The organism is Streptococcus intestinihominis (assembly GCF_046824975.1).
Lineage (GTDB): Bacteria > Bacillota > Bacilli > Lactobacillales > Streptococcaceae > Streptococcus.
Genome location: NZ_JBKQBL010000004.1, coordinates 247,321 through 261,593, shown reverse-complemented (window position 1 = coordinate 261,593; position 14,273 = coordinate 247,321). Strand labels below are relative to the sequence as shown.

Sequence of the window (14,273 nt, the reverse complement as noted above, 5' to 3'; positions counted from 1 at the left end):
AAACCAGTGAATCCAACCCCAGACAAACCAGTGAATCCAACCCCAGACAAACCAGTGGATCCAACCCCAGGTAAACCAGTGGATCCAACCCCAGGTAAACCAGTGGACCCAACGTCAGGTAAACCAGTAGAGTCAACACCAGCTAAAGGACAACTTCCAAATACTGGTGAAACTACATCTGTAGGATCAACTGTACTCGGACTAGTTGCAGGACTTGTAGGATTGGCAGCACTTGGACGTCGTAAAGAGGAAGACGAAAAATAATTCTACTTCCTTTGGTGAATGATTGATTTGGCTTCATTCAAAACGGCAGTTCTAATTGGTGACTAGAATAGGCCTTAAAGCCTCGAAAAAGGGGATGACAATCCCCTTTTTCAACTAGTCATACGCTTAACTAAGAAGCATTAAAATGATATAAGACGAGTCTCCCACCATAAACAGTTTAAAAGTTTTATACTGTTTATCTAAAAAAAGGAGGCTCTTTTCTTATAATCAAGAAAGTAAATGTAATTCTAAATTACTTATTTGAAATTAAATATTATAGTAGCTGCTAACCTGATTCAGAGTGATAATCATCTGGAAAAGATCATATAATTGTTGATGAACCGATGATTGATAAAAGCGACAATTCTTAAATTACATATGTAAAAGAGTTTTATTGCCAAAATCTAGATCCTTTATAAAAAGTAGGATAAAAATGAATATCTTTTCAGTGGATAAGTTAAAATTTTTTTGATAGATATTACTATATAAAAAACGCTTTTTGTGGTAAAATAATACAGATCATAAAAGGAGTGACAAAATGGTAGAACCTAAGTATAAACGTATTTTAATTAAGTTATCAGGTGAAGCGTTAGCCGGTGAACGGGGTGTCGGAATTGATATCAAAACGGTTCAAAAGATGGCCCTTGAAATCAAAGAAGTTCATGACCTTGGAATTGAAATTGCTCTCGTTATCGGTGGAGGAAATCTCTGGCGTGGAGAACCTGCGGCGGAAGCAGGTATGGATCGCGTTCAAGCAGATTACACTGGAATGCTTGGAACAGTTATGAATGCCTTGGTGATGGCGGATTCTCTTCAACAGGTTGGAGTAGATACGCGTGTCCAAACAGCAATTGCCATGCAACAAGTCGCTGAGCCTTATATCCGTGGCCGTGCCCTTCGTCACTTGGAAAAAGAGCGTATTGTTATCTTTGGTGCAGGCATTGGTTCTCCATACTTCTCAACGGATACAACGGCTGCTCTTCGTGCCGCTGAAATTGAAGCAGACGCAATCTTGATGGCTAAGAATGGTGTTGACGGCGTTTATAATGCTGATCCAAAGAAAGACAAGACAGCTGTGAAGTTTGAAGAATTAACTCACCGTGATGTCATCAATAAAGGCCTTCGTATCATGGATTCGACAGCATCGACCATCTCAATGGACAATGATATTGACTTAGTCGTTTTCAACATGAATGAGCCAGGTAACATCAAACGCGTTGTCTTTGGAGAAAATATCGGTACTACCGTTTCTAATAATGTAGAAAAATAAGGAAGTTAGAGGAATAAAATGGCAAATCCAATCGTAGAAAAAGCTAAAGAAAGAATGACTCAGTCTCACCAAAGTTTGGGACGTGAATTTGGAAGTATCCGTGCAGGCCGTGCAAATGCAAGTCTCTTGGATCGGATCTATGTTCAATATTACGGAGTTGATACTCCATTGAATCAAATCGCATCGATCACCATTCCAGAAGCTCGTGTGATGTTGATCACACCTTTTGACAAGTCTTCATTGAAAGATATCGAGCACGCTTTGAATGCTTCTGATCTTGGAATTACTCCAGCCAACGATGGTTCGGTTATCCGCTTGGTCATCCCAGCTTTGACAGAAGAAACTCGTCGTGACTTGGCCAAAGAAGTGAAAAAAGTCGGTGAAAATGCTAAGGTAGCGATCCGTAACATTCGTCGTGATGCGATGGATGAAGCGAAGAAGCAAGAAAAAGCTAAAGAAATCACTGAAGATGAATTGAAGAATCTCGAAAAAGAAATCCAAAAAGTAACCGATGATGCTGTGAAACATGTTGATGAAATGACAGCACACAAAGAAAAAGAATTGCTTGAAGTTTAATCATTTCCAGCAGTTTACAGAGGAAATGAACTCAGTTGGCACTGCTGGCTGAGTTTTATTTCCATTAAGGGGCTATTGATGAGCTTTAGCCAGAAAGAAGGAAAAAATGAATACCAACCTCGCACATGATATCGTGGGCCTTGTAACGGATGAGAATGATCGCTTTTACTTTGTCCAGAAGGATGGGCAGACTTATGCCTTGGACAAGTCTGAAGGAGAGCATGCACTTGGAGAATCCGTCAAGGGCTTTGCCTATACGGATATGAAGCAACGTTTGCGTCTGACCACCCTAGAAGTCACAGCCCGTCAGGACCAATTTGGCTGGGGGACAGTGACTGAAGTTCGCAAGGACCTGGGTGTATTTGTCGATACGGGTCTACCCGATAAGGAGATTGTCGTCTCTCTGGATATTTTGCCAGAAATCAAGGATCTGTGGCCGAAAAAAGGCGATAAACTCTTTGTTCGCCTAGAAGTTGATAAAAAAGATCGGATCTGGGGTGTCTTGGCTTACCAAGAAGACTTCCAACGAATTGCTCGTCCAGCCTACAACAATATGCAAAACCAGAACTGGCCGGCCATCGTCTATCGCTTAAAACTTTCAGGGACCTTTGTTTACCTGCCTGAGAATAATATGCTGGGCTTTATCCATCCAAGTGAACGCTATGCCGAACCCCGTTTGGGACAAGTCTTAGATGCTCGGGTCATCGGTTTCCGAGAGGTGGATCGGACCTTGAATTTGTCCTTGAAACCACGCTCGTTTGAAATGCTTGAAAACGATGCGCAGATGATTTTGGCCTACTTGGAGGGGAATGGTGGCTTTATGACCTTGAATGACAAGTCCTCCCCAGAAGAGATTAAGGCAACCTTTGGAATTTCCAAGGGGCAGTTCAAAAAGGCTCTGGGTGGCTTGATGAAAGCGAAAAAAATCAAGCAAGACCAGTTTGGAACGGAACTAATCTAAGAGGAGCCTTATGCGAAAATCATTTTACACTTGGCTGATGACAGAGCGCAATCCCAAAAGCAATGCTCCGAAAGCCTTGCTAGCTGATCTAGCTTTTCATGAGTCTGCCTTTCCAAAACATACAGATGATTTTGATGAGGTCAGCCGCTTTCTGGAAGAACATGCCAGTTTCTCCTTTAATCTAGGAGATTTTGATGCAATCTGGGAAGAATACCTCAGTCATTAGTAACAGAAGATAGTGGTGAGCCGGGGATGGTCAATTCTCGGTCACTTTGTTATAATAGAAAAAACTTACAGAAATAGAGAGGTTCTTTATTTGAAAGAACATTCAATTGATATTCAATTAAGTCATCCAGATGATCTCTTCCATCTATTTGGATCCAATGAACGTCATTTGCGTTTGATGGAGCAGGAGTTGGATGTGATCATCCATGCCCGAACAGAAATTGTCCAGGTCATTGGTCAAGAAGAAGATTGCGAGAAAGCTAGACAAGTCATTGAGGCTTTGCTGATCTTGGTGAATCGTGGTATGACCATTGGGACGCCGGATGTTGTGACCGCCATTCAAATGGTTCGTAATGATGAATTGGATAAGTTCATCGCTCTATATGAAGAAGAGATAATCAAGGATAGCTACGGCAAGCCCATTCGGGTCAAAACGCTGGGGCAAAAGATTTATGTCGATAGTGTAAAGCACCATGATGTGACCTTCGGGATTGGACCAGCCGGGACAGGGAAAACCTTCTTAGCGGTGACTTTGGCTGTCACCGCCCTCAAGCGTGGTCAAGTTAAGAGGATCATTTTGACCCGTCCAGCTGTAGAAGCAGGAGAGAGCCTTGGTTTCCTTCCAGGAGATCTCAAGGAAAAAGTAGACCCTTATCTACGACCAGTCTATGATGCCCTCTACCAAATCTTAGGGAAAGATCAGACTACTCGGATGATGGAACGAGAAATTATCGAGATTGCCCCTCTGGCCTATATGCGGGGACGGACCTTGGACGATGCCTTTGTCATTTTAGATGAAGCGCAAAATACCACCATCATGCAGATGAAGATGTTCTTGACCCGTCTTGGTTTTAACTCCAAGATGATTGTCAATGGAGATACCAGCCAGATTGACCTCCCTCGAAATGTCAAATCCGGCTTGATTGATGCCCAGGAGAAATTAAAAAATATTTCTCAGATTGACTTTGTGCATTTCTCTGCCAAGGATGTCGTTCGCCATCCGGTAGTTGCCGAAATTATCCGGGCCTATGAGCCCATTCCGAATCCAGTCCTCAAAGAAAAACTGGATGTGGAAGAAGAAGCAGAATAAAAAAGGGAATGGGAAAGAACTCAGACTATTTAATAAGAGTTCGTTTTCCCACCCCCGCACAGTTGATTAGGTCGTCTTTGGAGCTTTAAAAGCGAACAAAGATGCCAATCAACCACTGCGTCATGTAGTTATTACTATCATACAACGAAGGCTGGACACTTTTTGCCCAGCCTTTTAAATATTAGAAATTAAACCAATTCGTCGATTGGAGTGAAGTCGCGTTCTAGACCTTCTGCAACTGGTTGGCTTGTGATATGGCCTTGGTAAGTAGTGACACCTTGGCGCAAACCTTCGTCGAGGGCGATGGCCTTATGGAAACCTTTGTCAGCCAAAGCTTCTACATAAGGAAGGGTCACATTGGTAAGGGCGATAGTAGAGGTGCGAGCGACAGCGCCTGGGATATTGGCAACGGCATAGTGGAGCACACCATGTTTTTCGTAAACAGGCTCCGTATGAGTAGTGACACGGTCTGCTGTTTCAATAACCCCACCTTGGTCAACGGCCACATCGACGATGACAGAACCGGGACGCATTTGTTTGACCATATCGTCCGTCACTAATTTAGGAGCTTTAGCTCCAGGAATCAAGACAGCTCCGATGACAACATCGGCATCACGGACACTAGCTTCAATGTTAAATGGGTTGGACATAAGGGTTTGGATTTGATGACCAAAGACATCTTCTAGAACAGCCAAACGTTTAGCGCTGATATCTAAGATGGTCACTTGGGCACCGAGTCCAAGGGCGATACGAGCTGCGTGGGTTCCAACTACCCCGCCTCCTATGATGGTAACCTTCCCTTTAGGAACACCAGGTACCCCACCTAGGAGGACACCAGATCCACCTTCTTGTTTGGTGAGGAAGTGAGCCCCGATTTGAACGGCCATTCGTCCAGCAACCTCACTCATTGGCACCAAGAGAGGCAATTGTCCTTCAAGGTCTCGTACCGTTTCGTAAGCCACCCCAGTTGTCTTGGCAGTCACCATGGCATCAGCCAATTCAGGGGCAGCAGCCATGTGCAAGTAGGTGAAGAGCAAGAGGTCTTCACGAAGGAAGCCGTATTCTTCAGCGAGGGGTTCTTTGACCTTGACTACCAATTCAGCTGCCCAAGCCTCTGCCGCAGTAGCAACGATAGCTGCCCCTTGTTTAGCGTAATCTTCATCTGCAAAGCCAGAACCAAGTCCGGCATTTGTTTCTACCAAAACTTGATGGCCTTTCTTCACCAAGCTTTGTACACCTGCAGGGGTCAAGCCGACCCGATTTTCATTATTTTTAATTTCTTTTGGAATACCAATTAACATGATTATTTCTCCTTACTTAGATTTAGGTGTAAAAAGGTCATTGGCATGAGATTGCTCTCCTAACTCAATGACCTTTTCACTCCTCATCTGATTGTTTTGATTGATTTTATTGTATAGAAAAATGGGTTAAAAAGCAAGAAAAATTTGAGCTTGCCTTCCTTTATGTTATTTGCTAAACTAATCCCTAAAGAAGGAGTGTCAAATGGAAAATTTATATGTGAAGTTAGCGGCTTATCGAGAAATAGAGACTGAGCGCTTGCACTTGCGTCCGGTCACTCTAGAAGATGCACCGTCTATGTTTGAGTACGCTTCTAATGAAACAGTTACGCGCTACACTTTTCCAACCAATCAGAGTCTAGAAGAGACGCGTAATAATATTGCTCTTTTTTACCTAGCGAGCCCACTTGGCAGATGGGGGATCGAACTCAAAGAAAATGGAAAATTTATCGGGACTATTGATTTACTGGATTTGGATCTTTCTCTGAAAAAGGGGAGTATCGGCTATGTTCTGAATAAAGATTATTGGAACCAAGGTCTTGCGACAGAAGCTACCAAGGCAGTCATTGCCCTGGCTTTTGAACAGTTAGGGATGAACAAGCTCATTGCTGTTCATGATAAGGACAACCCGGCTTCTGGACGGGTGATGGCCAAATCAGGGATGAAATATTCTCACGAAGAGCCCTACGCGATGCTAGACCTGCATGAAGAAGGGAGAATGGTGACGAGAGTTCATTATGTCCTCAACAAGGAAGAATATTTGGCAGAAAAATGAGTCAGGATATTGACAAAAGGCCTATCTCCATGATATAGTAGATAGGTACTGCTGGTTTAGCTCAGTCGGTAGAGCGCATCCATGGTAAGGATGAGGTCGCCGGTTCAATCCCGGCAACTAGCATAGAAGAAGAGAGAAGCTTAGAGAGGATCTAGGCTTCTTTTTTGTGCTTTAATTTCTAATTTAGTGCCTATTTATGGATCTTTTTTCAACAATTTTCAAAAAAACGTTGACAAGCACAGAAATCCGTGGTAAAGTTAGAACAACAAAGAGAAAGGAGAAAACCATCATGAACAAAGTAGATGTTTTGATGACACAATTGAATACACAACTTCTCCAATCTCAGTTGAGTTCTATGTAAAAATTGAATGAAACCCAAGATGGAGGAGTCTGTCTTGGGTTTTTTGTATGCATTTTTGCCTGCCTTAACTGAATTGGTGACAGGCATCAGAAGGCCCAAGTGTGGACTGAGTACGTACTCAGCTCCTTGCTTGGGTTTTTTCTGTGCCATTTTGAAAAGGAGAATATATGATCAGAGCTATTTGGGAGTATATCAGGGAGCGCAAGTGGCGATATGTGAAGATCGCTATGGTACTGATTCTTTATGATTACACTTTATTGATCCCGACGCAAGTCATTCAGCGCTTAGTGGATCATTTGAGTCAGCAGACGCTGACGCAATCGAACTTTGTATGGGATATGGTCCTCTTGGTGGGATCAGCCATCCTCAATTACCTGACGGCTTTTTATTGGCAGTTGCGACTCTTTCAGTCGTCAGTCCATTTCAAGGCGACCCTTCAGGGACAAGCTTTTCGTAAGCTAGTAGCTATGCGGCGTCCCTTTTTTGAGAAATTTCGCTCAGGGGACCTCTTGACGCGCTTTACGACGGATGTGGATGGCATGGCCGATATGGCTGGTTACGGGATGATGGTGCTCCTGTTTGGCGGTGGCTTGTTTGCCTTTATTATTCCGACCATGTTTTTCATTTCTTGGCAATTAACCTTGATTTCCTTTATTCCCATGATCTTCCTTGTCGTCTCTACCTATTTTTTGAGTAGAAAGCAGGAGGAGTATGTTGAGCAAAACCGGGAAGCGGTTGCTCAGTTGAACGATGAAGTCTTGGAGTCCATCGAAGGGATCCGGGTCATGCGGGCCTATAGTAGACGGGATCAGCAGGTCAAACAGTTTCAGAAGAAAACGGCTAGTCTATCCAAAACAGGGGACAAAATTGCTTCTATCCAATATTCTTTTGGCCCCTTAGCCCTGTTGTTTATTGGATTCTCGACAGTCTTGCTCCTGCTATTTGGAGGACAGTCCCTAGCAAGTGGGCAGTTGAGCCTTGGCAAGCTATTGGCCTTGCAACTGTATTTGGTCTTTTTAATTGAGCCTATGTGGATGATGGCGGACCTGATCTTGGTCTATCAGACAGGGCAAATGTCCTATAAAAAACTAAAAGAAGTGATTGATGAGACAGATGATCTTGAGCCAGATGGTACACACTATTTAGAGCAGATCGATTCGGTAGAGTTTAAGGATTATTCCTTCAGTTATCCTGGTGCTGAGCGAAAGAGCCTATCAGGCATTGATTGGACTATCCAGCGAGGACAGACGGTTGGAATTGTTGGTCGTACCGGTGCAGGAAAGACTACCCTGGTTCGACAATTCTTGCGGCAATACCCAGTTGGTGAGGGAGAATTCTTGGTCAACCAGCAACCGATCGTGGACTACAACCGACACTCGATTGAAGAAAAAATTGGTTATGTTTCCCAAGAACATATTTTATTTTCTAAGTCTATCCGTGAGAATATAGCGCTTGGTAAAAAAGGAGCCAGCCAAGAAGACTTGATGGAAGCAGTAGCCCAAGCTGCTTTTGCGGATGATCTCGAGCGGATGTCTCATGGAATGGACACCCTGATCGGTGAGAAAGGGGTCTCTGTATCAGGAGGTCAAAAACAGCGGATCTCTTTGGCGCGTGCCTTCTTAAGAGATGCAGATCTCTTGTTGTTAGATGATTCCCTTTCGGCAGTGGATGCGAAGACCGAACAGGCCATTATTGACACCATTCAAAAAGAACGAAAAGACAAGACGACCATCATTGTTTCTCATCGCTTGTCGGCTGTCCATCAGGCTGATTGGATCATCGTCTTGGATCAAGGACAGATTGTTGAAGAAGGCAGGGCTAGTGATTTATTAGCTCAAGAGGGCTGGTATTATGAACAATACCAACGGCAACAAAAACAGGAAGGAGAATAAGATGAAAGTATTGAAACGATTATTATCTAGGATCACGCTTTATCCAACTGTCTTTCTTGCTGGCTTCATTTGCCTCTTACTAGCCACCATTTTTTCTGAATTGTCTCCCTTTCTTCTCCAAAAGATGATCGATGGGCCTTTGACTGCATTGACCCACGGTGGAGGACAAGGGGACTTGCTTCAGATGGGAGGATTCTATCTCTTGGTCTTGAGCCTGGGGCAGCTGATTAGCTACATGGGCAATCGGATCTTGCTACATGGAAGTAATCAAGTAACCGCTAGTCTGAGAGACCAAGCCTTTCAAGTCATGCAAGGGCTGCCTATTTCTTATTTTGATGATAAGCCGGCTGGGAAGATCGCGACAAGAATTGTCAATGATACGGAGACCTTGAGGACCCAGTTTTATAACTCTTGTATGATTTTAGTCATCTATTTGGTACGCTTTCTCTTTATCCTAGGGATTCTCTTTTACCTGAGTCCTATGATGGGCCTTCTCTTGTGTTTGGTCTTTCCGATTTTCTATGGGATCCAGTATCTCTACAAGGTCATGACGGACCAGCCTATGAAGGATTTCTTTGATGCGCGAAGCGAGGTCAATACCCAGGTCAATGAACTCTTGCACGGTGCTAGTATGATTCAGCTCTATCATCAAGAGCCTGGTGTGGTGGAGGAGTTTGAAGCCACTACCCAGAAGATGTTAGGAGCAAATGATCGAATCCTCTTAGCCGATTCTATCGCTTCTTGGACCTTGACGGAATTGCTCAAGTTTTTAGTGATTGCAGGCATTTTGACTATCGCTGGGATTTCTTTCCTACAGGGTAATATCGGTGTGACGGCTGGTTTCTTATTTATCAATATTAACTATGTGATTAATCTATTTGATCTCATGGCCAATCTTAGTCGTCAATTCCCAAATATTCGGCGATCCTTAGAAACGGGGAGCCGCGTCCTTGCCTTCTTAGACCAACCGTTAGAGGCCGATGGTGCATTGGAACTGAAGATAGAAAAGGCAGAGGTCGTGTTTGACGACGTTCAATTTGCCTATGAAGAAGGTAAGCCAGTTCTGAAGGATATTTCCATCCAAGCCCATCCAGGTCAAACCCTTGCCTTGGTTGGCCATACTGGTTCGGGTAAATCCTCCATTATGAACTTGCTCTATCGTTTCTATGATCCGCAGGAGGGAGAAATTCGGATCGACGGCCAGAATATTCGCCATTTCTCTAGAGAGAGTCTTCGCTCCCACATGGGCATTGTTCTACAAGATCCTTATCTATTTACAGGAACCATTGCTAGTAATGTGGCCATGAGTCAGGAACACATTGATCGGAATGCGGTCAAAGATGCCTTGAAAAAAGTCGGAGCATGGCCCTTTGTAGAGCGTCTTGAAAAGGGAATCGACCATCCAGTTGTAGAAAAAGGATCGGCCTTTTCAAGTGGCGAACGCCAGTTGATTTCCTTTGCGAGGACGCTCTATATGAATCCGCAAATTCTGATTTTGGATGAGGCAACCTCTCACATCGATACGGAAACAGAAGAAATCATCCAGAAAGCTATGGCTGTCCTGCAAAAGGGCCGGACCACCTTTATCATTGCCCATCGCTTGTCGACTATCCAAGATGCGGATCAGATCTTGGTTCTATCAGAAGGGCGCATTGTCGAACGTGGGCAACATGCAGACTTAGTTGCCCATGGTGGCATCTACGCCCAGATGCAAGCTATCCAACAGACGGTTGAATAAAAGGGCATTCTTCAAGTAGTAAAAGTAGCGTGTATTCTAGTATATACGCTATTTTTATGCTATAATTGAAATGATAGTGAGGTGATCCAAGATGTATATTGAAATGGTTGATGAGACCGGTCAAGTCTCTGAAGAAATGATCAAACAAACCCAGGAAATTTTAGAATTTGCTGCAAAAAAATTGGGCAAAGAAGACAAGGAAATGGCAGTGACCTTTGTAACCAACGAACGTAGCCATGAATTGAACTTGGAATACCGGGACACGGATCGCCCAACGGATGTGATCAGTCTGGAATACAAACCAGAGATGGACATTGCTTTTTCGGAAGAAGATTTAGAAGACCATCCAGAGTTAGCAGAGATGATGGCTGAATTCGATACCTATATTGGAGAGCTCTTTATTTCTGTAGACAAGGCGCGTGAGCAAGCAGCAGAGTATGGCCACAGCTTTGAGCGCGAGATGGGCTTTTTAGCAGTGCATGGCTTCCTTCATATCAACGGTTATGATCACTATACGCCGGAAGAAGAAAAGGAAATGTTTGGCCTACAGGAAGAGATTTTGACAGCCTATGGACTCACAAGACAATAAACGAAAATGGAAAAATCGAGAACTGATTGCCAGTCTTGAATTTGCTTTAACAGGGATTTTCACAGCCTTTAAAGAGGAACGAAATATGCGCAAGCATGCACTTTCAGCTATCTTAGCGATTGTTGCAGGCTTCCTTTTTGGCATTTCAGCAACAGAGTGGATCTTTCTACTCTTAAGTGTTTCTTTGGTCATTGCCTTTGAAATCATGAATTCTGCTCTTGAAAATGTAGTGGATTTGGCGAGCGATTACCATTTCTCCATGCTGGCAAAGAATGCCAAGGATATGGCGGCAGGAGCGGTTCTCGTTATTTCGGGCTTTGCCTTTGTGACAGGTCTCATCATATTTGTGCCCAAGTTGTGGGCTTTGGTATTTGGATAAGAGGGAGACTTCCCTCATGAAAGGAAACTATGACATTTAAATCAGGCTTTGTAGCCATTTTAGGACGTCCCAATGTCGGGAAGTCAACTTTTTTGAACCACGTCATGGGGCAAAAAATTGCCATCATGAGTGATAAGGCGCAGACAACGCGTAATAAGATTATGGGAATCTACACGACCGATAAGGAACAGATTGTCTTTATCGATACCCCAGGGATTCACAAACCCAAGACAGCGCTTGGAGACTTCATGGTAGAGTCGGCCTATAGCACCCTTCGAGAAGTGGATACCGTTCTCTTTATGGTGCCAGCAGACGAGCCACGTGGTAAAGGCGATGACATGATCATCGAGCGCCTCAAGGCTGCTAAGGTACCGGTTATTCTGGTGGTCAACAAGATCGACAAGGTGCACCCTGACCAACTCTTGGCGCAAATCGATGACTTCCGTAGTCAGATGGATTTCAAGGAAATTGTGCCGATTTCAGCCCTTCAAGGAAACAATGTTTCGCATTTGATTGATATTTTGAGCGAAAACTTAGAAGAAGGTTTCCAATATTTCCCTGCTGACCAAATCACTGACCATCCAGAGCGTTTCTTGGTCTCTGAAATGATCCGTGAGAAGGTCTTGCATTTAACGCGGGAAGAAATTCCTCACTCTGTTGCAGTAGTCGTGGATTCTATGAAGCGGGATGAAGAGACAGATAAGGTCCATATCCGTGCAACCATCATGGTCGAGCGCGATAGCCAAAAAGGCATTGTCATCGGAAAAGGTGGCGCCATGCTCAAGAAAATCGGAACCCTTGCGCGTAAGGATATCGAGCTCATGCTAGGGGACAAGGTCTTCCTAGAAACTTGGGTCAAGGTCAAGAAAAATTGGCGGGATAAGAAATTGGATCTTGCTGATTTTGGATACAACGAAAAAGAATATTAATAAGAGGTGGGCAGAAGCCTGCTTCTTGTTTTTGAAAGGAGTTCTATGCCTGAATTACCAGAAGTAGAGACTGTCCGACGCGGTCTTGAGAAATTAATTTTTGGAAAGACCATCCAGTCAGTGGAAGTAAAGTATCCAAAGATGATTCAGACGGATCTGGATGCTTTTCGTCAAGATCTCCCAGGTCAAGAAATTCGGGCCCTGGGGCGTCGTGGGAAATATCTCTTGTTTTATCTGACGGATCTGGTTCTCATCTCGCATTTGCGGATGGAAGGTAAGTATTTCTTTTATCCAGACGAGGTCCCTCCTCGCAAGCACGCCCATGTCTTCTTTCGTTTTACGGATGGCAGCACCCTGGTCTATGAAGATGTTCGCAAGTTTGGGACCATGGAAGTCCTAGTGCCTGAGCTTGTCGATAGCTATTTTTTGGCGAAAAAAATTGGTCCTGAGCCGACAGAAGCGGATTTTAAAGCACCAGCCTTCCAAGCAGCTCTTAAACAATCAAAGAAACCCATTAAATCAGCTCTTTTAGACCAAAAATTAGTGGCTGGTCTGGGCAATATCTATGTAGATGAGGTCCTTTATCGAGCCAAGGTTCATCCAGCCCGCTTGGGGCAAAGCTTGACTGCTACAGAAGCCAAAGCCATCCGCAAAGAAACGATTGCTGTACTTGCTCAGGCTGTTGAAAAGGGGGGCTCCACCATTCGCTCCTACAGCAATGCTTTTGGCGAGGATGGCACCATGCAGGAAGAACACCAGGTCTATGGGAAAACAGGTCAACCTTGTTTGCGCTGCGGAACACTGATTGAAAAAATTCAGCTGGGGGGACGTGGAACCCATTTTTGCCCTCACTGCCAAAAGGAGAACTAGATGGCAAGAATCATCGGATTAACAGGAGGGATTGCTTCAGGAAAGTCCACTGTCACCTCCTATTTGAGAGAAAAAGGCTATCCGGTTATTGATGCTGATCGAGTGGTCCATGACTTGCAGGCACCAGGTGGAGAACTCTATCAAGCTTTGGTAGATCATTTTGGAAGGGACATCCTTCTAGATACAGGAAACTTGAATCGTCCAGCTCTGGCTCAACGCATCTTTTCAAGCCAAAAAGAGATTGCCTGGTCCAACCAAGTACAAGGGGACATCATTCGCAAAGCTCTGGCGCAAGAACGGGACCGACTAGCTACAACAGAAGACCTCTTTTTCATGGATATCCCCTTGTTAATCGAGCAGGGATATCTGGACTGGTTTGACCAAGTCTGGCTGGTCTATGTGACGGAAGATACTCAGTTAGAACGTTTGATGGAGCGCAATGCCTTAACGGAGGTCCAGGCGCGCGATCGTTTGGCAGCCCAGATGCCTCTAGATGAGAAAAAAGCTTTTGTCGATCTTGTGATCGATAACAATAGCCAGCGTGATTGCCTCTATCAACAAATCGATTGGGCTTTAGAACAAATAGAAAGAAGATGATCCTATTTCACTGGAAATCAATTGGCGTAAAAATCTTTTTATTGCCTGGATTGGCTGTTTTTTCGTAGGTGCCAGTCTTTCGTTGGTGGTCCCTTTTATGGCTCTATTTGTGGAGGAGTTGGGGGTAAAAGGTCCGGCAGTTCCTTTTTATGCTGGGATTGCAGTCGCCTCCTCCTCTTTGACTTCCGCTCTAATGGCCCCAATCTGGGGGAGTTTGGCGGACCGTTATGGTCGGAAACCCATGATGTTGAGAGCCTCGATTGCTATGACCTTGACCATGGGAGGAATTGCTTTTGTCCCTTCCGTCTTTTGGTTGTTGCTCCTACGCTTATTAAATGGTGTCTTCTCAGGCTTTGTCCCTAACAGCACGGCTCTCATTGCCAGTCAGGTGCCAAAGAATCAATCTGGATACGCTCTAGGAACCTTATCGACGGGAACTGTTGCCGGTACTTTGATGGG

At 44.4% G+C, this 14,273-nt stretch carries 16 protein-coding genes and 1 tRNA gene; 16 read left to right on the top strand and 1 reads right to left on the bottom strand.

Annotation, left to right across the window (positions count from 1 at the left end; all coding sequences use genetic code 11):
• The 6 genes from ACLOR3_RS08150 to ACLOR3_RS08125 all read left to right on the top strand — a co-directional run.
• Positions 1-264 (top strand): LPXTG cell wall anchor domain-containing protein (locus ACLOR3_RS08150; protein WP_412037128.1); only part of this gene is annotated, 264 nt, incomplete at its 5' end.
• Positions 265-802: 538 nt separating this feature from the next.
• Positions 803-1,534: a UMP kinase gene (gene pyrH / locus ACLOR3_RS08145; RefSeq protein WP_006595852.1), complete on the top strand. Its 732-nt coding sequence runs from the start codon at positions 803-805 to the stop codon at positions 1,532-1,534.
• Between the two features lie 18 nt (positions 1,535-1,552).
• Positions 1,553-2,110 (top strand): ribosome recycling factor, encoded by a 558-nt coding sequence (gene frr / locus ACLOR3_RS08140; protein ID WP_048689643.1) that lies wholly within the window; start codon positions 1,553-1,555, stop codon positions 2,108-2,110.
• A gap of 106 nt (positions 2,111-2,216) precedes the next feature.
• Positions 2,217-3,071, top strand: coding sequence for an RNA-binding virulence regulatory protein CvfB (gene cvfB, locus ACLOR3_RS08135; RefSeq protein ID WP_048717452.1), 855 nt, complete (start codon positions 2,217-2,219; stop codon positions 3,069-3,071).
• A 10-nt stretch (positions 3,072-3,081) separates the two neighbouring features.
• Entirely contained in the window at positions 3,082-3,297 is a 216-nt protein-coding gene (locus tag ACLOR3_RS08130) for a YozE family protein (protein ID WP_048717450.1), read from the top strand.
• 90 nt (positions 3,298-3,387) lie between these two features.
• The gene (locus ACLOR3_RS08125) at positions 3,388-4,386 is read left to right on the top strand and encodes a PhoH family protein (RefSeq protein WP_193389729.1); all 999 of its coding nucleotides are present in this window, start codon (positions 3,388-3,390) and stop codon (positions 4,384-4,386) included.
• Positions 4,387-4,574: 188 nt separating this feature from the next.
• On the opposite strand, the gene ald is transcribed toward ACLOR3_RS08125, so the two are convergent.
• Positions 4,575-5,687, bottom strand: coding sequence for an alanine dehydrogenase (gene ald, locus ACLOR3_RS08120; RefSeq protein WP_411399944.1), 1,113 nt, complete (start codon positions 5,685-5,687; stop codon positions 4,575-4,577).
• A gap of 202 nt (positions 5,688-5,889) precedes the next feature.
• Here ald and ACLOR3_RS08115 point away from each other — a divergent pair, with 202 nt between their 5' ends.
• The 10 genes from ACLOR3_RS08115 to ACLOR3_RS08070 form a co-directional block, all read left to right on the top strand.
• Positions 5,890-6,459 carry a GNAT family N-acetyltransferase gene (locus ACLOR3_RS08115; protein WP_048717446.1) on the top strand — a complete coding sequence of 190 codons (570 nt, stop codon included), beginning with the start codon at positions 5,890-5,892 and terminating at the stop codon, positions 6,457-6,459.
• A 50-nt stretch (positions 6,460-6,509) separates the two neighbouring features.
• A tRNA-Thr gene (locus ACLOR3_RS08110) sits at positions 6,510-6,582 on the top strand.
• A gap of 405 nt (positions 6,583-6,987) precedes the next feature.
• Positions 6,988-8,712 (top strand): tetracycline efflux ABC transporter Tet(46) subunit A, encoded by a 1,725-nt coding sequence (tetA(46), locus tag ACLOR3_RS08105; protein WP_048717444.1) that lies wholly within the window; start codon positions 6,988-6,990, stop codon positions 8,710-8,712.
• Position 8,713: 1 nt separating this feature from the next.
• Entirely contained in the window at positions 8,714-10,450 is a 1,737-nt protein-coding gene (gene tetB(46), locus ACLOR3_RS08100) for a tetracycline efflux ABC transporter Tet(46) subunit B (protein ID WP_048717443.1), read from the top strand.
• 91 nt (positions 10,451-10,541) lie between these two features.
• Positions 10,542-11,039 carry an rRNA maturation RNase YbeY gene (gene ybeY / locus ACLOR3_RS08095; RefSeq protein WP_048689623.1) on the top strand — a complete coding sequence of 166 codons (498 nt, stop codon included), beginning with the start codon at positions 10,542-10,544 and terminating at the stop codon, positions 11,037-11,039.
• Positions 11,020-11,418, top strand: coding sequence for a diacylglycerol kinase family protein (locus tag ACLOR3_RS08090; protein WP_048717441.1), 399 nt, complete (start codon positions 11,020-11,022; stop codon positions 11,416-11,418). The genes ybeY and ACLOR3_RS08090 overlap by 20 nt, the downstream gene beginning before the upstream one ends.
• 29 nt (positions 11,419-11,447) lie before the next feature.
• Positions 11,448-12,347 carry a GTPase Era gene (era, locus tag ACLOR3_RS08085; RefSeq protein WP_016465947.1) on the top strand — a complete coding sequence of 300 codons (900 nt, stop codon included), beginning with the start codon at positions 11,448-11,450 and terminating at the stop codon, positions 12,345-12,347.
• 45 nt (positions 12,348-12,392) lie between these two features.
• On the top strand, positions 12,393-13,217 hold the full coding sequence (mutM, locus tag ACLOR3_RS08080; protein ID WP_411399943.1) for a DNA-formamidopyrimidine glycosylase: 825 nt from the start codon (positions 12,393-12,395) through the stop codon (positions 13,215-13,217).
• Positions 13,218-13,814 (top strand): dephospho-CoA kinase, encoded by a 597-nt coding sequence (coaE, locus tag ACLOR3_RS08075; protein WP_411399942.1) that lies wholly within the window; start codon positions 13,218-13,220, stop codon positions 13,812-13,814.
• 16 nt (positions 13,815-13,830) lie between these two features.
• Positions 13,831-14,273 (top strand): MFS transporter (locus tag ACLOR3_RS08070; protein ID WP_497867934.1); only part of this gene is annotated, 443 nt, incomplete at its 3' end.